This is a genomic window from Mycobacteriales bacterium (assembly GCA_035690485.1).
Taxonomy (GTDB): Bacteria; Actinomycetota; Actinomycetes; order JAFAQI01; family DASSKL01; genus DASSKL01.
Map to the genome: position 1 here is coordinate 15,917 of DASSKL010000059.1, position 18,918 is coordinate 34,834.

Annotated in this window: 15 protein-coding genes; 7 read left to right on the top strand and 8 right to left on the bottom strand. The window is 72.3% G+C overall.

Annotated features, from left to right (window positions below):
- The first annotated feature begins 85 nt into the window (after positions 1-85).
- The 4 genes from hemE to hemQ are packed head-to-tail and all read left to right on the top strand — an operon-like array spanning position 86 to position 4,167.
- The gene (gene hemE / locus VFJ21_07580) at positions 86-1,087 is read left to right on the top strand and encodes a uroporphyrinogen decarboxylase (GenBank protein HET7406980.1); all 1,002 of its coding nucleotides are present in this window, start codon (positions 86-88) and stop codon (positions 1,085-1,087) included.
- Positions 1,084-2,052, top strand: coding sequence for a ferrochelatase (gene hemH, locus VFJ21_07585; protein HET7406981.1), 969 nt, complete (start codon positions 1,084-1,086; stop codon positions 2,050-2,052). The genes hemE and hemH overlap by 4 nt, the downstream gene beginning before the upstream one ends.
- Positions 2,045-3,457 (top strand): protoporphyrinogen oxidase, encoded by a 1,413-nt coding sequence (gene hemG, locus VFJ21_07590; GenBank protein ID HET7406982.1) that lies wholly within the window; start codon positions 2,045-2,047, stop codon positions 3,455-3,457. The genes hemH and hemG overlap by 8 nt, the downstream gene beginning before the upstream one ends.
- Positions 3,454-4,167 carry a hydrogen peroxide-dependent heme synthase gene (gene hemQ / locus VFJ21_07595; protein HET7406983.1) on the top strand — a complete coding sequence of 238 codons (714 nt, stop codon included), beginning with the start codon at positions 3,454-3,456 and terminating at the stop codon, positions 4,165-4,167. The genes hemG and hemQ overlap by 4 nt, the downstream gene beginning before the upstream one ends.
- A gap of 3 nt (positions 4,168-4,170) precedes the next feature.
- Here hemQ and VFJ21_07600 read toward each other — a convergent pair whose 3' ends face one another.
- Complete coding sequence (locus VFJ21_07600; GenBank protein ID HET7406984.1) at positions 4,171-5,793, bottom strand: hypothetical protein; 1,623 nt, start codon at positions 5,791-5,793, stop codon at positions 4,171-4,173.
- A 48-nt stretch (positions 5,794-5,841) separates the two neighbouring features.
- Positions 5,842-6,252 carry a peptide-methionine (R)-S-oxide reductase MsrB gene (gene msrB / locus VFJ21_07605; protein ID HET7406985.1) on the bottom strand — a complete coding sequence of 137 codons (411 nt, stop codon included), beginning with the start codon at positions 6,250-6,252 and terminating at the stop codon, positions 5,842-5,844.
- 72 nt (positions 6,253-6,324) lie between these two features.
- Between msrB and ligD the strand changes: the two genes are divergently transcribed.
- Both ligD and VFJ21_07615 read left to right on the top strand, forming a co-directional pair.
- On the top strand, positions 6,325-7,338 hold the full coding sequence (ligD, locus tag VFJ21_07610) for a non-homologous end-joining DNA ligase (protein HET7406986.1): 1,014 nt from the start codon (positions 6,325-6,327) through the stop codon (positions 7,336-7,338).
- Positions 7,339-7,459: 121 nt separating this feature from the next.
- Positions 7,460-7,897 (top strand): VOC family protein, encoded by a 438-nt coding sequence (locus tag VFJ21_07615; GenBank protein ID HET7406987.1) that lies wholly within the window; start codon positions 7,460-7,462, stop codon positions 7,895-7,897.
- Between the two features lie 155 nt (positions 7,898-8,052).
- Here VFJ21_07615 and VFJ21_07620 read toward each other — a convergent pair whose 3' ends face one another.
- Genes VFJ21_07620 through treZ form a run of 4 tightly spaced genes read right to left on the bottom strand, consistent with a single transcriptional unit; the run spans position 8,053 to position 13,195 of the window.
- Entirely contained in the window at positions 8,053-9,618 is a 1,566-nt protein-coding gene (locus tag VFJ21_07620) for a gamma-glutamyltransferase (protein HET7406988.1), read from the bottom strand.
- Complete coding sequence (locus tag VFJ21_07625) at positions 9,615-10,694, bottom strand: ATP-dependent DNA ligase (GenBank protein HET7406989.1); 1,080 nt, start codon at positions 10,692-10,694, stop codon at positions 9,615-9,617. The genes VFJ21_07620 and VFJ21_07625 overlap by 4 nt, the downstream gene beginning before the upstream one ends.
- Before the next feature lie 22 nt (positions 10,695-10,716).
- Positions 10,717-11,448, bottom strand: coding sequence for a pyrimidine reductase family protein (locus VFJ21_07630; GenBank protein ID HET7406990.1), 732 nt, complete (start codon positions 11,446-11,448; stop codon positions 10,717-10,719).
- 4 nt (positions 11,449-11,452) lie between these two features.
- The gene (treZ, locus tag VFJ21_07635) at positions 11,453-13,195 is read right to left on the bottom strand and encodes a malto-oligosyltrehalose trehalohydrolase (GenBank protein ID HET7406991.1); all 1,743 of its coding nucleotides are present in this window, start codon (positions 13,193-13,195) and stop codon (positions 11,453-11,455) included.
- Between the two features lie 53 nt (positions 13,196-13,248).
- Here treZ and VFJ21_07640 point away from each other — a divergent pair, with 53 nt between their 5' ends.
- Entirely contained in the window at positions 13,249-14,259 is a 1,011-nt protein-coding gene (locus VFJ21_07640) for an LLM class flavin-dependent oxidoreductase (protein HET7406992.1), read from the top strand.
- Here VFJ21_07640 and treY read toward each other — a convergent pair.
- Both treY and glgX read right to left on the bottom strand, forming a co-directional pair.
- Entirely contained in the window at positions 14,256-16,667 is a 2,412-nt protein-coding gene (gene treY, locus VFJ21_07645; protein HET7406993.1) for a malto-oligosyltrehalose synthase, read from the bottom strand. The two genes, VFJ21_07640 and treY, sit on opposite strands and share 4 nt — an antisense overlap.
- Positions 16,668-16,670: 3 nt before the next feature.
- Complete coding sequence (glgX, locus tag VFJ21_07650) at positions 16,671-18,800, bottom strand: glycogen debranching protein GlgX (GenBank protein HET7406994.1); 2,130 nt, start codon at positions 18,798-18,800, stop codon at positions 16,671-16,673.
- Positions 18,801-18,918: the final 118 nt, after the last annotated feature.

Consider the following 18,918-nt stretch of genomic DNA (forward strand, 5'->3'; position numbering starts at 1 on the left):
GCTTCCCATCGGTCGTTCCGCCGCTCGCCGCCCTCGGGCTGCGTGGGACGATCGTCACGTGCCAGCCCCCGTCGACGCGCCGTTCCTGCGCGCCTGCCGGCGCGAGCCCACGGCATACACCCCGGTGTGGTTCATGCGCCAGGCCGGCCGCGCGCTGCCGGAGTACCGCCGGGTCCGCGGCGACCGGCCGATGCTGGAGTCCTGCGCCGACCCGGCACTCGTCACGGAGGTGACGCTGCAGCCGGTGCGGCGTTACGGCGTCGACGCGGCGATCCTGTTCAGCGACATCGTCGTGCCGCTGCACGCCGTCGGCATCGACGTCGAGATCAAGGCCGGCGTGGGGCCGGTCGTCGGCACGCCGATCCGCGACCAGGCCGGTGTCGAGCGGGTTCGCGGGCTCGAGCCCGGCGACGTGGACTACGTCGACGCGGCGGTGCGCCTGCTCGTCGACGAGCTCGGCGATACCCCGCTCATCGGTTTCGCGGGGGCGCCGTTCACGCTCGCCAGCTACCTCGTCGAGGGGGGCCCGAGCCGCAGCCACACGCTGACGAAGGCGCTGATGTACGGCGACGAGCAGACCTGGCACGCGCTGCTCGACCGGCTCGCCGACATCACGCTGGCGTTCCTGCGGGTGCAGATCGGCGCGGGGGTGAGTGCGGTGCAGCTGTTTGACTCGTGGGCGGGGGCGCTGTCGGCCGCCGACTACGCCCGCTACGTGCAGCCGCACTCCGCCAAGATCCTCGCCGGCATCCACGAGGTGCCGCGCATCCACTTCGGGGTCGGCACCGGCGAGCTGCTCGGGCTGATGGGCGCCGCGGGAGCCGACGTCGTCGGGGTCGACTGGCGGGTGCCGCTCGACGAGGCGACTCGGCGGATCGGACCCGGCCGTGCGGTGCAGGGAAACCTCGATCCGGCGACCCTGTTCGCCCCCTGGCCCGCGGTCGCCGAGCAGGCCCGCGCCTCGCTGCGCGCCGGCCGGGCGGCCGAGGGACACGTGTTCAACCTCGGGCATGGGGTGCTGCCGGAAACCGACCCCGGCGTCCTGACCCGCCTGGTCGAGCTCGTCCACGAGGACAGCGCGCGATGACGACCGGCGTGCTCGTCATGGCCTACGGCACGCCGCGCGACCGCGACGACGTCGCTGCCTACTACACCGACATCCGGCGTGGGCGCCCGCCGACGCCCGAGCTGCTCGCTGCGCTCGTCGCGCGCTATGACGCGATCGGCGGCACGTTCCCGCTGCGCGCGATCACGGAGGCGCAGGCCGCCGCACTGCAACGGGCGCTCGACGAGCGCGGCGAGTACACGGTCGGGCTCGGGCTCAAGCACGCCGCTCCACGCATTGAGGACGGGGTGACCGAGCTCGCCGGGCGCGGCGTCGACCGGGTCGTGGGGCTCGTCCTCGCTCCGCACTACTCCCGGGCGTCGATCGGCGACTACGCCGCCCGCGCCGCCGCCGCGGGTGCGAGCGCCGGCATCCCGGTCACCACCGTGGAGTCGTGGCACCTGCTACCGGCGTACCTCGACTTCCTCGCCGCCGCCGTGCGTACGACGCTCGCCGCACTGCCACGCGGCGCGGAGGTGGTCTTCACCGCCCACTCGTTGCCGGAGAAGGCCGTCGCGGCCGGCGACCCCTACCCGGAGCAGCTGCACCAGACCGCCGCGGCGGTTGCCGAGCGCGCAGGTGTCGACCGGTGGCGAGTTGCCTGGCAGTCCGCCGGCCGCACCGCGGACCGGTGGCTCGGGCCGGACGTGCTCGAGGTGCTGCGCGAGTCGGCCGGGGGTCCAGGGGTCGCGGTGTGCGCGTGCGGTTTCGTCGCGGACCACCTGGAGGTCGCCTACGACCTCGACATCGAGGCGCGGCGCCTGGCCGACGAGCTGGGCCTGCCCTTCGGCCGCACCCCATCGGTCAACGACGACCCGGCGGTGATGACGGCTCTCGCCGGCCTGGTCGCGGAGCGCGCCGGCGAGGTACGACCGGAGAGCCCGACCGCGGGCCGATCGGGGAGCGCGCCGGACGGCCGATCACGGAGCGCCGCGGCCGATGCCTGACCCGGGGGAGCAGCGCCCGCACGTCGCGGTCGTCGGGGGCGGCATCGCCGGGCTGGCGGCTGCTCGGGCGCTGGTCACCTCCGGCGCCCGGGTCACCGTGCTCGAGGGGTCACCCCGGCTCGGCGGCAAGCTGCACACCTCGGAAGTCGGTGGGCTGCCGGTCGACGAGGGCGCCGAGTCGTTCCTCTGGCGCGCCCCGGGTGCCACCGAGCTGGCCGGCGACGTCGGGCTGGCCGGCGACCTGGTCCACCCCGCCGCTGTCGGTGCCGCGGTGGTGAGCCGCGGCCGGCTGCGGCGGCTGCCGCCGCGCACGATGTTCGGCATCCCGGGCGACCCGCGGGCTCTCGCGGCCGCGAACGTCCTGTCCCTGCGAGGCATCGCACGCGTTGCCGTGGAGCCGTGGCTGCCGGGCGGTCCGCCGACGGCCGACACGACCGTCGGGGGTTACGTGCGTCGCCGGCTCGGCCGCGAGGTGGTCGACCGGCTCGTCGACCCGCTGCTCGGTGGGGTCTACGCCGGGCGGGCCGACGCGCTGTCGCTGCAGGCGACGATGCCACAGCTGCTGCCGCACCTCGCAAGCCACCGCTCCTTGCTCGAGGCGGCGAGGGCCGCGGTTCCCGAACCTTCGGGGCAGCCGGTCTTCGCGACGGTCCGCGGCGGTCTCGGCCGGCTGGTCGAGGCCCTGCAACTCGCCGTGGAGCCGGCCGGGGCAGAGATCCTCCTCGGACGGCCGGCCCGCGAGCTCCGGCGTACGGCATCGGGGTGGCGGGTCGTGCACGGGTCGACCCGCGACGCGCAGACCCTCGACGCCGACGGGGTGGTCCTCGCCCTGCCCGCCGCCCCCGCGTCGCGGCTGCTGACCGACGACGTGCCGGCGGCCGCCACGGACCTCGGTCAGGTCGACTACGCCAGCGTCGCGCTGGTCACGCTGGTCTTCCCGGCGAGCGCGGCCGGACGTCACGGTCCGGTGTCGCGGTTGAGCGGCTACCTGGTGCCGGAGGTCGAAGGCCGGCCGGTCAAGGCGGTGACGTTCTTCACGACGAAGTGGCCGCACCTCGACACCGACGCGATCGTGGTGCGCTGCTCGTTCGGCCGCTACGGCGACCCGGCCGTGCTCCAGCGCGACGATGCGGACCTCGTCGTCGACGCCCGGCGCGAGCTGCTCGACAGTGCCGGGATCAGCGCACCGCCGGTCGCCAGCCGGGTCAGCCGTTGGGGCGGCGCCCTGCCGCAGTACGCCGTGGGGCATCTCGACCGGGTGCGGCGCGTCCGCGCGGCCGTTGCCGGAGCCGGCGGATTGGCGGTCTGCGGTGCGGCGTACGACGGGGTCGGGATCCCCGCCTGCATCCGCTCCGGGCAGCAGGCCGCCACGGAAGTGCTGTCCGGGTGGACAATGACGCCATGACCACCAGCACGTCGAAGGCCGCCCGCACCCGTGAGCTCAACGAGCAGATCTGTTACACGCTCTACTCGGTGTTCCGCGCCCGCACCGGCGCTGCCCGACTGCCCGACGAGGGGCGGGAGGCGGCGGTCGCCGAGGTCGAGGAGCTGCTCGAGCAGGCGATGGCCAAGGGCGTGACGACCCGCGGCACCTACGACATCGGCGCCTACCGGGCCGACGCCGACCTGATGTTCTGGTGGACCGGCGCGGATCCCGACGTGCTGCAGGACACCTACAACCGCTTCCGCCAGACCAGGCTGGGACGCGGGTGCGAGCCGGTCTGGTCGGCCTACGCCGTGCACCGTCCGGCGGAGTTCAACAAGAGCCACCTGCCGGCGTTCCTGACCGAGGACCCGAGGCGCTACGTCTGCGTCTACCCGTTCGTACGCAGCTACGAGTGGTACCTGCTGCCCGACGCCGAGCGGCGGGAGATGCTCGCCGAGCACGGCCGGATGGCGCGCGAGTACCCCGACGTCCGGGCCAACACGGTGGCGAGCTTCGCGCTCAACGACTACGAGTGGGTGCTCGCGTTCGAGGCCGACGAGCTGCACCGGCTGGTCGACCTCATGCGGCACCTGCGCGGCGCGACGGCGCGGCTGCACACCCGGGTGGAGATCCCGTTCTTCACCGGCGTCCGCAAGCCGCTCGCCGACCTCGTCGCCTCGCTGCCGTAGCGGTCAGGCGCAGGCCGACCCCCGCGGCAGGGTGAGCGGCGCGTCGATCCGGTAGCTGCCGGTCACCGGCGCGTGCAGCAACGTCCAGTCGCCGTCCTGCTGCAGGCAGCCCTTGCTCGTGTGCAGCCAGGGTGACCAGCGCACCCGCACGAGCACGTTGCCCGGGCGCTCGACGCGCAGTGACAACCCGGCCGGGGAGGTGTTCGTCACCTGTGCGTGCGGGCCGGTCAGCGGGAGGGGGTCGACCACCCGCCACAGGGTCCAGTGGTCGCTGCTCCACACTTCGTGCAGGTAGGGCAACCCGCTGCGCACCAGGGCGGCTTCCCCCGTCGCGCCCCAGTCGACCGGCCGGTCGGACAGCGCGACGAAACCGACGCCGTTGTAGCGCAGCCAGCGGTGGTAGGTCGTCGCGTTGAGCGGGCCGTCGTAGAACAGCGGGTTGCGGACGGTGTCGAGCTGGCGCTCCCAGCCACGGGCCAGCAGGTAGTGGCGGGCGATGTGGTCGGCTTCCCAGTGCTCCGACAGCGACACCACCTCGATGCGGTAGCGCTGCGCGCCGTGGATCTGCAGAGCCGTCAGGAGTGGCACGGAGAACGACGCGTGTGCGGCGGGTTCCGGTCCGGGCGCGATGTCGCCGGCCGGCTGGTAGACCTGCCAGGTGAGCAGCAGGAGCAGCACCGGCAGCGCGTAGCGCAACCTGCTCGCGAGGCCGGCGATGACCGGTGCCGCGAGGATCAGCCCGAGGCGCTCCACGTTGTTGCCGACCGGGGTCGGGAGCAGCCACGCGGTAAGGCAGCCGACGGAGTAGATCAGGCAGCCGACGACCAGCGCGCGGTGGCGCCAGCCCACGAGCCACGCGACCAGCAGGGCGCCGATCATCGGGGAGATCGCGATGTCGATGGTGACCGGCTGCACGCCCCACTGCGGGAAGACGAGCTGCACGCCGAGCATCGGTAAGGCCGCGGCCACGCCGAGCACCAGCCCTTCGCGGCGGTGCGGCCCGACGGCCAGCAGGGCCACGGCGGTCAGGCCGAGGAAGAGCGTGGCGACCGGGCTGGCCAGCGTGCACAGCGCCGCAAGGACGGCCGCGGCGGCGAGCCGACGGTTGGACTGCCGTTGCGGAGTGATGACGAGGCGTACGGCGGCGGCCGCGAGCGCCAGGCCGAGCATGAACGTCACCCGGCCGGCGAAGAACGACGCCCCGGTGCCGAGCCCGGTCCAGACGGCGGCGGTGCGCACCCGGCGCGCATCCCAGATCCGGAACATGTCGGCCATCGCCGCCGACGCCCCGATCGTCGCCAACGCGCCGGTAGCGAGCACACCGATCGCGGCGAACAGGTAGGGCGACAGGACGCTGTAGGCGGCCGGATGCAGCCCGCCGTACCAGCTGAAGTCGTAGGCCGCGCCGGGGTGCGCCCGGGCGAACGCGCCGCGGGCGAACTGTGCGGCCAAGTCGGTGCCGAGCAGGGGGCCGACCACGGTGACGACGACCCAGGGCAGCGCGCCGAGCCCCCCGAGCATCGCGGGATGCGCCAGCACGCGCGCGGTTGCCCTCAGCCGGGGCAGGACGTTCGGCGCCGCCGGCACCGGGGCGGCGGTTGCTCCGGCGGGGAGCGTGGAGGCCATGTCACCTCACCCGCGCCGACGGACCTGGGCCCGCGTGGTGAGCCCGGATCACCGGTCCGTGGCCGGCTCGAAGGTCAGCGCGATGCTGTTCATGCAGTAGCGGTCACCGGTCGGCGTCTGCGGCGCGTCGGGGAAGACGTGACCCAGGTGCGAGCCGCAGCGCGCGCAGCGAACCTCCGTGCGGACCATGCCGTGGCTGCGGTCCTCGTTCAGCTCGACGGCGTCGTTGTCCGAGGGCTTGAAGAAGCTAGGCCAACCGCAGTGCGACTCGAACTTCGTCTCGGACCGGAACAGCTCACCGCCGCAGGCCCGGCAGCGGAAGACGCCCACCCGGTGCTCGTGCAGCAGCGGCCCGGTGCCCGGTGGTTCGGTGGCCGCCTGACGCAGGACGGCGTACTCGTCCGGGGAGAGCTCGGCCCGCCACTCGTCGTCGGTCTTGTCGATCCGCTGCACGGCCATGTCCAGATCGTCCCACGCGGGGGCCGGCTGTCTACGCCGCCACTGCCTCCACGTCCGCGATACGTTGCCGCGATGGCAGCCGCGCCCGCGACCGAGCTGGAGGTGGGTTCGCGGGTCGTGCGGTTGTCCAACCCCGATCGCGTCTACTTTCCGCAGCTCGGGACGACCAAGCTGGACATCGCGCGTTACTACCTGTCGGTCGCCGAGGGCATCGTGCGCGCGCTGCGGGAGCGGCCGTGCATGCTGCACCGCTTCCCGGAAGGCATCGAGGGGGAGCGGATCTACCAGAAACGGATCCCGAAGGGCGCCCCCGACTGGGTCCAGACCGCACATGTGAGCTTCCCGTCCGGGCGCACGGCCGACGAGCTGTGCGTCACCGAGGTCGCTGCCGTCGTGTGGGCGGTGCAGATGTCCACGGTCGAGTTCCACCCCTGGCACTCGCGCCGCGCCGACGTGGAGCGCCCGGACGAGCTGCGCATCGACCTCGACCCGCAGCCCGGCACCGGCTTCGCCGAGGCACAGCGGGCGGCGGCCCTGGTCCGCGAGCTGCTCGCAGAGATCGGCTATGTCGGCTGGCCGAAGACGTCGGGCAACCGGGGCGTGCACATCTACTGCCGTATCGAGCCCCGCTGGGAGTTCCCGGTCGTACGCCGTGCCGCGCTGGCCCTCGCCCGAGAGCTGGAGCGCAGAGCGCCGGCGCTCATGACGACCGCCTGGTGGAAGGAGGAGCGGGGGGAACGGGTGTTCGTCGACTTCAACCAGAACGCGAAGGACCGGACCATCGCCTCGGCGTACTCGATCCGGGCCCGGCCCGACGCGACGGTGTCGACGCCGGTGACGTGGGACGAGCTGCCCGACGTGCACACCGAGGACTTCACGATCACGACCGTGCCGGCGCGCTTCGCCGCCCTCGGCGACGTCCACGCCGGCATCGACGACGCGGTCTGCGACCTCCAGGTGCTGCTCGACTGGGTCGAGCGCGACGAGCGCGACCACGGCCTGGGTGAGGCGCCCTATCCGCCGAACTACCCGAAGATGCCGGGCGAGCCGCGCCGCGTGCAACCCAGCAAGCGCCGCCCGGACTGAGCGGCCGGCCGCTGTTTGCGGGCCGACCTGATCTCTCGCCCCGGTTGTCGCTTCGCGATAGGAATGGCTCATACGTCGTTGCGGCATCTTCGGCGCGCAGCGGCGGGGAGGGAGATTCGTCGTGACCGACAGCCGGCCCGCCATCACCGGAGTGCATCACTTCTCGCCGACCGTAAGGGACGTCGAGGCGAGTGCTGAGTGGTACCAGAAGGTCTTCGGCCTGGAACGGGTTCCCGTGACGTTCCCGCATCACGAGCGTGAAGACACCGGCTTCGCCGTCCTGCTCGTCGACCCGCAGAGCGGCCTCACCATCGGCCTGCACAAGAATGCCGGCAACCAGGGCGAGAGCTTCGACGAGTGCCGCACCGGTCTTGACCACATCGGCTTCAACGTCGCCGACCGCGCGGAGATGGACAGGTGGGCGGCGCACCTCACCGAGCTCGGCGTCGAGCACAGCGGCATCAGGGACATCACCGAGCCGGTCAGGTTCTCCACGCTTGTGTTCCGCGATCCGGACAACATCCAGCTCGAGCTGTTCACTGCAGGATCCCCGGGCTAGCCAGGTCAGAGTGCCGTAACGCGTCCGCGGCGGACGACTGGGAAGCGCTCTTCGGTGCAGTGCCTGTTGTGGCCGCCTGCGTTTGTCTTCGGGACGGCCCGAGACGAGGAAGATGCGTGGGGCTCAGTAGCAGCTCTCTCCGACACGTGCGCGGCTCAGAATCCGATCGCGGCACCCGACAGGGCGCGCGGGTCGCTCGCTGCCTCCAGCACGCCGCCCGTCGCCCGGATCACGTGCGCATGCCCGGCGGTGGGCATGCCGGCTCCGGCGCACACGTCGTGGCCGCGAGCCCGCAGGCCGGCTGCCCACGGCGCGCCGTCCTCGAGCCACACCTGCACCTGCCCGCGCGCGTCCCAGGTGTCGAAGCCGGCACCGCCGCCCGACAGGATCCAGCGCGGAGCCGCGACCGCCTCGCCGGCGCTCTCACCCGCGGCCAGCAGCCGGGCCAGCAGCTGCAGCAGCACCTGGGGTTGCGAGTCGCCGCCCATCGTCCCGAGGGCGGTGTCGAGCCGTAGCGCGGCGTCGGTCACGAGCGCAGGGGAGAGGGTGTGCGGCGGCCGGCGACCGGGGCCGTACTCCGCGGGATGGCCGGGCACCAGGCTGAAGCCGATCCCGCGGTTCTGCAGGAAGATACCGGTCGCCGGCTCGGCCAGCCCGCTGCCGAATCCGCGGGCGTTCGACTGGATCAGCGAGACGGCCATCCGGTCTTCGTCCACCGCGCAGAGGTAGATCGTGCCGCCCTCCCCGTAGCCGTCACCGAGCACCGCGGCCCGCTCGCACGAGATGGCGTCGCGACGCGGTGCCAGCCGCTCCGGTGCCAGCAGCGCCTGACCGGAGGACCGCTCATGGAGGACCTCGAGCCGGTCGTACGCCGCGAACCGTGCCGCCTCGATCAGCAGGTGCGCCCACAGCTCGTCGTCGGGATCGGCGGGCAGGGGCAGTCCGGACGCGATCCACGCCCCGGCCAGGGCCAGGTAGCCCTGTGAGTTGGGCGGCACCGTCCAGAGCACGCGACCCCACGCCTCGACGGACAGCGGCTCGACCCAGTCGGCCAGGGGTGCCGACAGGTCGGACTCGGTGTACTCCCCGGCTCCCAGGGCCAGCAGCCCCGCGCCGAACTCACCGCCGTAGAAGCCGTCCCGGCCGTGCTCTACGACGGCTCGCAGCGTCCGCGCGACCCCCGGGCGGCACATCAGGTCCCCGGGCCGCACGACGCCGCGGAAGGCTTCGCCGCCCGGGCGATCGGCGACCCGCGGTGCCGACAGCGCAAGGGTCGGCGAAGCCGGAAACCCTTCTGCGGCATAGGAAATCGCGGGAGCCAGCACCTCTGCGAGGTCCACCCGGCCGAAGCGCGAGTGCAGCGCGAGCCAACCGTCCACGCACCCTGGCACCGGCGTGGAGCGAATGTCGCCCGACATCGGCATGACCCGATGCCCTTCGGCCCGCAGCCGGTCGGGGTCCGCGCCGGAACCGGCCCGCCCGCTGGCGTTCAGAGCTGACGGTGTCGCCCCCTGCCCGCCGACGAGGGCGAACAGGTCACCACCCATCCCGCACATGTGCTGGGTCGTCACGGCCAGCACCGCGCTCGCGGCGACCGCGGCGTCGGCCGCGCTGCCTCCATGCCGCAACATCTCCGCTCCCGCGGCAGCCGCGAGGTGGTCGACGGCGCACACCATCCCGTGTGGCGCGAACAGCGAGGTGTAGGGCGCGAGCCGGGTCACGACCCCGACCCGCCCAGCACCTCGGCCAACGAGAAGCCCGCCGGGCGTTCGAGCTGGGCGTAGGTGCAGGTGCGCGGGTCGCGTTCCGGCCGCCAGCGCTGGAACTGCGTCGCGTGCCGGAACCGGTCGCCCTGCATGTGGTCGTAGGCCACCTCGACGACGAGCTCGGGCCGCAATGGTTCCCACGACAGGTCCTTGCCGGCGTTCCACCTGCTGGTGGCACCGGGCATCCGCTCGCCGTCCGCGGCGCCCGCCCAGGCCGCCCACGGGTGCCCGGCGAGGTCGGCGCGATACGGCGCCAGCTCGTCGACCAGCTCGCCCCGCCGCTTCATCGTGAACGACGCCGCGACCCCGACGTGCTGCAGCGCGCCGCCGTCGTCGTACAGGCCCAGCAGCAACGAACCGACCACCCGGCCGGACTTGTGCCAGCGGAAGCCGGCCACGACGCAGTCGGCGGTGCGCTTGTGCTTGATCTTGAACATCACCCGCTCGTCGGGCCGGTAGGGCAGCCGCAGCGGCTTGGCGACGATGCCGTCGAGCCCGGCCCCCTCGAACGCCGTGAACCACTCGCGTGCCGTCTCCAGGTCGTCGGTGGCCGGGGTCAGGTAGACCGGCGGCCGGACCTGCTCGAGCGCGGACTCCAGCCGGGACCGGCGTACGCCGAAGGGCTCCGCCACCAGCGACTCGTCGCCGATCGCCAGCAGGTCGAAGGCCACGAACGACGCCGGTATCTCGGCGGCCAGCTTGCGCACCCTCGACTCAGCCGGATGCAGCCGCAGCTGAAGCGCGTCGAAGTCGAGGCCGTCGGCGCCGGCGATGACGATCTCCCCATCGACGACGCAGCGCTCGGGCAGCGTTGCGCGCACGGCGTCGACGACCTCGGGGAAGTAGCGGGTCAGCGGGCGTTCGTTACGCGAGCCGAGCTCGATCTCGTCGCCGTCGCGGAAGACGATGCACCGGAAGCCGTCCCACTTCGGCTCGTAGAGCACCCCGCCGTCGACCTGCTCGGGCGCGGGGATGTCGGGCACCGCCCGGGCGAGCATCGGCGAGACCGGTGGGTTGACGGGCAGGTCCATGCGGGCATCCTGCCCGATCTGCTCAGCGTCGCAGGTAGCGCAGGAAGAGGTAGCTGTCGTCCTCGAGGACCTGGTGCAGCGTCAGGTGCTCCGGCGCGTCGAGCAGCGGCCCGTCGAGGATGCGCGTCGCGGGTCCGGCGAAGAGCAACGGCGACAGGGTGAGGCACAGCTCGTGGAGCTGGCCGGCGGCGACGATGTGGGAGAGCAGGTTGGGGCCGCCCTCGCAGAGCAGGTGGTGCAGGCCGCGGTCGGCCAGCTCGCCCAGCGCGGCCGGGAGGTCGACGTCGCCGTCACCGGCGACGATGATGTCGGCGCGGTCGCGCAGCGCGTCGACCCGATGGGCGGGTGCCGACTTCTGCGTGATGACGATCGGGCGGACGTCCTGATCGGTGAAGAACGGCGCCTCCGGGTCGAAGTCGCAGCTGCGGCTGAGCACCGCCATCGTCGGGAGCGGCGGCATCCCGCGCGCCGTGCGCCACTCCTGGCGGCGAGCAGAGGGGCGGTGGCCGCCGTACCTCTCGACCCGCACCGTGCTCGCACCGGCCAGGATCACGTCGGCGTGATCACGCAGTGCCGCGAAGATCTTCTTGTCCGTCGGTCCCGACAGGCCCCCGGAACGGCCCTCGGCCTGGGCCGCGCCGTCGACGCTCGACACCATGTTGCCGCGCACGTAGGAGCGGCCGGGCGACTCGACGAGGTAGGCCTCGTCGATGTCGACCTGGTCCTTCGCCGGGTCGGGCAGCAAGCGGCGCATGCCGTCAGTCAATCAACACCACCGCCACCGATCGGGCCGGCAGGTTCACCGCGGTGCCGGAGCAGGTGACCTCGCTTGCAGACGCGAGCAGGACCTCCCCGGGCCGCCCGCCGGCAGGTACCCGGCGGTGCTCTTCGGCGAGGTTGCAGACCACGGCGACGCCGCCCCGGTGCAGCACGAACCACCGGTCGCCGTCGTCCCAGGTGCAGCGGACCGCATCGAGCCGACCGTCGGTCAGCTCCGGGTGGCGGCGCCGCAACGCGATGAGGTCCCGGTGCCACGCGAGCAGGTCGGCGTGCGCCTCCTTCTCGACCTCCGCCCAGTCGAGCGTCGACCGGGCGAAGGTGGCGCCGTCCATCGGGTCGGGGACGCGGGCCGGGTCCCACCCGTGCCCGGCGAACTCCTCGCACCGTCCCGTGCGCACCGCTTCGGCCAGCCCGCGGTCCGGGAACGAGGCGAAGAACTGCCACGGCGTCGAGGCGCCCCACTCCTCGCCCATGAACAGCATCGGGGTGAACGGCCCGGTCAGCACCAGCGCGGCGCCGATCTTCAGCAGGTCCGGCGGCACCATCGCGGCCAGCCGCGCCCCGCCGGCCCGGTTGCCGATCTGGTCGTGGTTCTGCAGGTAGCCGACGAACGCGGCGCCCGACAGCAGGTGGGGGTCGACCGGCCGGCCGTGGTGCCGGCGCCGGAACGTCGAGTACGTGCCGTCGTGCACGAAGACCCGGGTGAACGCCTTCGCCAACGTCTGAAGCGACCCGAAGTCGCAGTAGTAGCCCTGCCGCTCACCGGTCAGCAGCGCGTGCAGGGCATGGTGGAAGTCGTCGCTCCACTGGGCGTCGAGCCCCCACCCGCCGGCGTGGCGAGGCGTCACGTTGCGCGGGTCGTTGCGGTCGGACTCGGCGACGAGGAAGAGCGGCTTGCGCAGGTAGGCCGCAGTGCGGCGCACCTCCTCCGACAGCTCCTCGAGCACATGGGTCGCGCGGTCGTCCTTGAGCTCGTGCACGGCGTCCAGACGCAGCCCGTCGACGTGGTAGTCGACGAACCACATCAGTGCGTTGTCGATGATGTGGCGGCGTACCTCGTCCGATTCTGGCGCGTCGAGGTTGACCGCCGGCCCCCACGGCGTCGAATGGGTGTCGGTGAAGTAGGGGCCGAACTCCGAGAGGTAGTTGCCGCTCGGCCCCAGGTGGTTGTAGACGACGTCGAGCAGCACGCCGATACCGCGCCCGTGGGCGGCGTCGACGAACCGCTTCAGCCCGTCGGGTCCGCCGTAGGGGTCGTGCACGGCGTACCACAGCACGCCGTCGTAACCCCAGCCGCGGTCCCCGTCGAATGCGTTGACCGGCATCAGCTCGACGACGTCGACACCCAGCTCGACGAGGTGGTCCAGTCGAGCGATCGCCGCGTCGAAGGTCCCCTCGTCGGTGAACGTGCCGATGTGCAGCTCGTAGACGACGCTGCCCGGCAGCGGTACGCCGTGCCAGGTCTGGTCGCTCCAGGCGAACGCCGCGTGGTCGACCAGCCGGGACGGGCCGTGGACGCCCTGTGGCTGCCACGCGGACCTCGGGTCTGGGCGAGGCGGCCCGCCGTCGAGGCGGTAGGCGTAGTCGCACCCGGCCGCCGCGCCGGCGACGTCGGCCGACCACCAGCCGGCGCGCCCGTCGGCGTGCATCGCGTGCTCGCGCCCGTCGACCACGACGTGGACCCGTTGCGCGTGCGGGGCCCACACCCGGAACGACGACATGGCGCATCTGTGCCCACCGGAATGACGCCTTACCGGCGCGGCATTGTGGAAGTGTGAGCGAAGAGTCACTTCCGCTGTCGGTACTCGACTTCGTCGGCATCGAGTACGCCGAGTCAGCCCATGACGCCATCGCCGGTGCGGTCCGCATCGCGCGGGCGGTGGAGGAGTCGGGCTACCGCCGCTACTGGGTGTCCGAGCACCACAACATGCGCAGCCTGGCCTGCAGCGCGCCCGAGCTGCTGATCGCCCACATCGGCGGCCGGACCGAACGCATCCGGGTCGGCGCGGCCGGGATCATGCTGCCCAACCACTCGCCGTTCAAGGTCGCCGAGCTCTTCCGCACGCTGCTCGCCCTCCACCCCGGCCGCATCGACCTGGCGCTCGGCCGGGCCCCCGGCACCGACCCGCTGACCGCGCACGTGCTCCGTCGCGGCCTGCGGATCGACCCGGGGGAGGAGTTCCCGCACCAGGTGGCCGAGCTGCTGGCGTTCCTCCAGGACGACTTTCCGGCAGGTCACCCGTTCGCCCAGCTCGTGGCCGCGCCGGTCGTGCCCGAGCAGCCGCAGGTGTTCATGCTCGGGTCGAGCCAGTACGGTCCCCGGTTCGCTGCCATCAACGGCATGAGCGCGGTCTTCGCGCACCACATGAGTCCGGACCTGGCCGTCGAGGCGCTCCGCGAGTACCGGCGCGACTTCGAGCCCCGCCACGAGGGCGACCGGCCCTACTCCGCCATCTCGGTGCTCGCGTTCGCCAGCGACGACGACGAGGCGGTCAGCGAGTTCGAGGCCGCGTGGACGCTGACGATGCAGAACCTGCGCCGCGGGGTCCGCGAGCCGCTGCGGCCGGAGCAGGTGCGGGAGTTCGCCCGGTCGGCCGAGTTCCGCGACGGCCGGCAGCGCGACGGCCGGATGGTGACCGGCGAGCCGAAGGCGGTGGTTGTCGGGCTGCGCGACCTGCAGGAGCAGGCGCAGGCCGACGAGGTCGTCGTCGTCACGCCGAGCCTCGACCGGGCGCGGCGCATCGGCAGCTTCCAGGCGATCGCCGAGGCCTGGCGCGGCGGCTAGCCGTCCGTGACGAGCAGTCCCACCGGGAGCCCGTCGAGCACCTTCGCGACGGGTATGTCGCCGCCCCGGAAGCTGCGGCCGGTCAACACGTCCGTCCATACCCCGGCCGGTAGCGGCACCGTCGTGTCCCGCCAGCCGCCGGTTCGCCGCAATCCCACCGGCAGGCGGGTGGCCAGCGAGGCCGCGCCTTCCCCGCGCACGAATCCGAGAAGGTGGTCGGCCGCGGGTCCCGCGGCGGTGAGCGCGCGGTAGCCGGCCGACGGGCCGAACAGCTCGGGTCGCGCCCGCCGCGACCGGAGCACCCGCGAGGTGACCAGCAGCTTGCTCCAGCCCTCCTCGTCGTCGTCGACAGCGGGCGGCAGGTGGCCCTCGTCGAGCGCGCGCAGCATCGTGCGCCGCCGGTCGTAGTCGACCGGGCGCCGGTTGTCCGGGTCGACCAGCGACAGGTCCCAGAGCTCGCCGCCCTGGTAGCAGTCGGGGACGCCCGGCATCGTGAGCTGCAGCAGCTTCTGCGCCAACGAGGTGATGCGACCCGGCACCAGGACGTGCTCGCGCACCCAGAGCTCGACATCGGCCACGGTCGCGTCGTCTGCGTAGACCTCGCGCACGAAAGACTGCAGCATCTCGTCGTACGCCGGATCGGGATCCGTCCACGACGTGCGGCGCTTCGCCTCGCGGGAGGCCTTCTCGACGTAACCGGCCATGCGCTCCGCCGAGATCGGCCAGGCGCCGACGAGGGACTGCCAGAACAGGTACTCGAGGTCCGGGTCCCCCAGGTGGTGGCGCGCTCGCCAGCGGGTGACCGCGGCCGACCATTCGCCCGGGATCTCCGCCAGCGTCAGGAGTCGAGCCCGCACGTCCTCCGACCGCTTGGTGTCGTGCGTCGACAACGTGGTCATCGTGGCCGGCCAGTCGCGGGCGAGGTCGGCGGCCCAGGCGTGAAAGTCGGCGGGCGCGATGCCGAAGCGGCCCGGGTCGCCACCCACCTCGTTGAGCGCCGTCAGCCGGACGTAGCGGTAGAAGGCCGTGTCCTCGATCCCCTTCGCCATCACCGGCCCGGTCGTCTGCGCGAACCGGACGGCGAAGTCCACGGCATCGTCATCGGATGGCCCGTCGAGCAGGGCGAGCCGGCCGATCCAGCCGATCTCCGCCGTGCGGTCGGGCCGGCGCTCGCGTGCCCGCTCGCACGCCGCCGCGACCTGGTGGCGCGGCTCCGCCGGCGCCGGGTCGTCGACGGGCACGTAGGCCCGGTAGACCTCGAAGGCGGTCAGCACCTCCACGAGCGCCTCGCGCAGCCAGCGCCGGGAGAAGTCCCACGTGTCCACCGACCCGGCGGCGAGGCGCACGAGCGTGTCGGTGAGCCGGTCGACCTCGGCGACCAGCAGGTGCTCGACGACGTGGCGCTTCGCCGCTGCCACCACCGTGGCGTAGTCAGCCGCGCCGGTCAGCGAGCTCGAGAGGTCGGTCAGCGGCCGCTCACCGGCGGGGTCGGTGAGCACGCCCATGACCTGGTTGAGCGCGTCGTAGCCGGTCGTGCCCGCACACCGCCAGTCGCCGGGCAGTTGCTCGCCGGGCTCGAGGATCTTCTCGGCCACGATCCACAGGTCGCCGGTGGCCTCCGCGAGACGGCGCAGGTAGCCGGCCGGATCGGCGAGACCGTCCGGGTGGTCGACGCGCCAGCCGTCGACACCGTCGAGCGACAGCAGCGTGGCGTGGGTCGCGGCGAACACGTCCGGCCGTTCGACGCGCACACCGATCAGCGCGGTCACGTCGAAGAACCTTCGGTAGTTGAGCTCCTCGCGACCGACCCGCCACCAGGCCAGCCGGTAGTGCTGTTCCGCCAGCAGTGTGACCAGGTCGTCTGTCTGCTCCGTCCCGGGTGCGAGCGGGAAGACGTTGTCGTAGTAGCGGAGCACGTCGCCGTCCCGGCGGATCTCCTGACGGCGCAGGCACTCGCCGATCGGCTCACCGAGCACCGGCAGCAGCAGCCGGCCGCCCTGCGCCGCCCAGTCGATGTCGAACCACTCGGCGTACGCCGAACCGCGACCGTGCTTCAGCACGTCCCAGAGCTGCCGGTTCAGCGAGAGCGGCTCCGGGACGGCCATGTGGTTGGGCACGATGTCGAGGACGGTCCCGAGGTCCGCTGACGCCGTCGCGGCCACCAGGGTCCGCCACCCGTCGGTCCCACCCAGCTCGTCGTCGATGCGGCCGTGGTCGACCACGTCGTAGCCGTGGACCGATCCGGGCGTGGAGGCGAGCACGGGTGAGCAGTAGACGTGGCTCACCCCGAGCGCGGCGAGGTAGTCGCAGACCCCGGCGGCGTCGGGCAGCCGGAACCCTGGATGCAGCTGGAGTCGATAGGTCGAGGCGGGCACGGGCCGACCGGCCGCCGGCAGGTGCGCCGCCACGGGTCAGTCGACTCGCTGCAGCAGCACCACGGTGCGGGCGGCGACGCCGAGCACGGCGCCCGCCTTCACCGTGCGGTCCTCGTCGGACCCTTCCTCGACCACCGGCACGGCGGTGTCCAGCAGCACCTGCCAGCGCAGCCCGTAGCTCGGATCCGGAAGCGTGAACTCGAGCTGCTCATGGTGGGCGTTGAAGCAGAACAGGAACGAGTCGTCGGCGATCCGCTCACCGCGGGCGTCAAGCTCCGGCAACCCGTGGCCGTTGAGAAAGACCATCAGCGACTTGGCGAAGCCGGCGTCCCAGTCGTCGTCGCTCATCGGCTCTCCGGCGGGGGTGAGCCAGGCGATGTCGTCGACGTTGGAACCGCGCACCGGCCGGCCCTGGAAGAACCGGCGGCGGCGGAAGACCGGGTGCGCGTGTCGCAGCTGGATGACCCGGCAGGTGAAGTCGAACTGCAGCCCGTGCTCGCGGATGTTCGACCAGTCGACCCACGCGATCTCGTTGTCCTGGCAGTAGGCGTTGTTGTTGCCGCCCTGGCTGCGGCCCATCTCGTCGCCGTGCAGCAGCATCGGCACGCCCTGCGAGAGGAACAGCGTGGCGATGAAGTTGCGCTTCTGCCGCTCGCGCAGCGCGAGGACCTCCGGGTCGTCGGTCGGGCCTTCGACGCCGCAGTTCCACGACCGGTTGTGGCTCTCCCCGTCGTTGTTGTCCTCGGCGTTCGCCTCGTTGTGCTTCTCGTTGTAGGACACCAGGTCGTGCAGGGTGAAGCCGTCGTGCGCGGTCACGAAGTTGATCGACGCGATCGGCCGGCGGGCGCTCGACTCGTAGAGGTCGCTCGAGCCGGTGAACCGTGAGGCGAACTCCGCCAGCGTCGCGCTCTCCCCGCGCCAGAAGTCGCGGACGGTGTCGCGGTACTTGCCGTTCCACTCGGTCCACTGGGGCGGGAAGTTGCCGACCTGGTAGCCGCCCTCGCCGACGTCCCACGGCTCGGCGATCAGCTTCACCTGGGACACGATCGGGTCCTGCTGCACCAGGTCGAAGAACACCGCGAGCCGGTCGACGTCGTAGAACTCCCGCGCCAGCGTCGAGGCGAGGTCGAAGCGGAACCCGTCGACGTGCATCTCCGTCACCCAGTAGCGCAGCGAGTCCATGATCAGCTGCAGTGCGTGCGGGTGCCTGACGTTGAGGCTGTTGCCGGTGCCGGTGTAGTCCATGTAGTACTGCGGGTCGTCCTCGACCAGCCGGTAGTAGGCCTGGTTGTCGATGCCGCGCATGGACAGCGTCGGACCCAGGTGGTTGCCCTCGGCCGTGTGGTTGTAGACGACGTCGAGGATCACCTCGATGCCCGCCTCGTGCAGCGAGCGCACCATCGCCTTGAACTCCTGCACCTGCTGGCCGAGGTCACCGCCCGAGGAGTAGACGTTGTACGGCGCGAAGAAGCCGAGCGTGTTGTAGCCCCAGTAGTTGCGCAGGCCTTTCTCGATCAGGTAATGGTCCTGCACGTAGTGGTGCACCGGCATGAGCTCGACCGCCGTCACGCCGAGCTTCTGGAAGTGGTCGAGCATCACGGGATGACCCAGCGCCGCGTAGCTGCCCCGGATCTCGTCGGGGATCTTCGGGTGCCGGATCGTCAGCCCGCGGACGTGCGCCTCGTAGATGACCGTCTCGTTGTAGGGCCGGCGGGGCGCCCGGTCGTTCTGCCAGTCGAAGAAGGGGCTGATGACGACCGACTTGACCATGTGCGGCGCGGAGTCGTCGTCGTTGCGCGCGTTGGGGTCGTCGAGGTGGTAGCCGAACAGGGAGGGATCCCAGTCGATGCTGCCCTCGATGGCCTTCGCGTAGGGGTCGAGCAGCAGCTTCGCCGGGTTGCAGCGCTGCCCCTGACCGGGGTCGTAGGGGCCGTGCACGCGGAAGCCGTACCGCTGCCCGGGTCCGATCCCCGGCAGGTAGCCGTGCCAGACGAACGCGTCGCGCTCGGGCAGCCGGTGGCGGGTCTCGTGGCCTGCCTCGTCGAAGAGGCAGAGGTCCACCCCGTCGGCGACCTCGCTGAACAACGCGAAGTTGGTGCCGGTGCCGTCGTAGGTCGCCCCCAACGGGTACGGCGTCCCGGGCCACACCCTGGGCTGGCCGGTCATGTCGCCGGTGGTCCTTCCTTCGGCCACACCGGCACGACCGGCCGGGCCTCCTTGTCCGGAAGGTCCGACAGTAGTCGAGTCGCTCGGCGACCCGCGCCGCCGGCTCAGCGTGACCCCC

Excerpts from the sequence above, each read along its gene's own strand:
- hemH (HET7406981.1), top strand. The coding sequence starts at position 1,084 with ATGACGACCGGCGTGCTCGTCATGGCCTACGGCACGCCGCGCGACCGC.
- hemG (HET7406982.1), top strand. The coding sequence starts at position 2,045 with ATGCCTGACCCGGGGGAGCAGCGCCCGCACGTCGCGGTCGTCGGGGGC.
- hemQ (HET7406983.1), top strand. The coding sequence starts at position 3,454 with ATGACCACCAGCACGTCGAAGGCCGCCCGCACCCGTGAGCTCAACGAG.
- VFJ21_07600 (HET7406984.1), bottom strand. The coding sequence starts at position 5,793 with ATGGCCTCCACGCTCCCCGCCGGAGCAACCGCCGCCCCGGTGCCGGCG.
- msrB (HET7406985.1), bottom strand. The coding sequence starts at position 6,252 with ATGGCCGTGCAGCGGATCGACAAGACCGACGACGAGTGGCGGGCCGAG.
- ligD (HET7406986.1), top strand. The coding sequence starts at position 6,325 with ATGGCAGCCGCGCCCGCGACCGAGCTGGAGGTGGGTTCGCGGGTCGTG.
- VFJ21_07625 (HET7406989.1), bottom strand. The coding sequence starts at position 10,694 with ATGGACCTGCCCGTCAACCCACCGGTCTCGCCGATGCTCGCCCGGGCG.
- VFJ21_07630 (HET7406990.1), bottom strand. The coding sequence starts at position 11,448 with ATGCGCCGCTTGCTGCCCGACCCGGCGAAGGACCAGGTCGACATCGAC.
- treZ (HET7406991.1), bottom strand. The coding sequence starts at position 13,195 with ATGTCGTCGTTCCGGGTGTGGGCCCCGCACGCGCAACGGGTCCACGTC.
- glgX (HET7406994.1), bottom strand. The coding sequence starts at position 18,800 with ATGACCGGCCAGCCCAGGGTGTGGCCCGGGACGCCGTACCCGTTGGGG.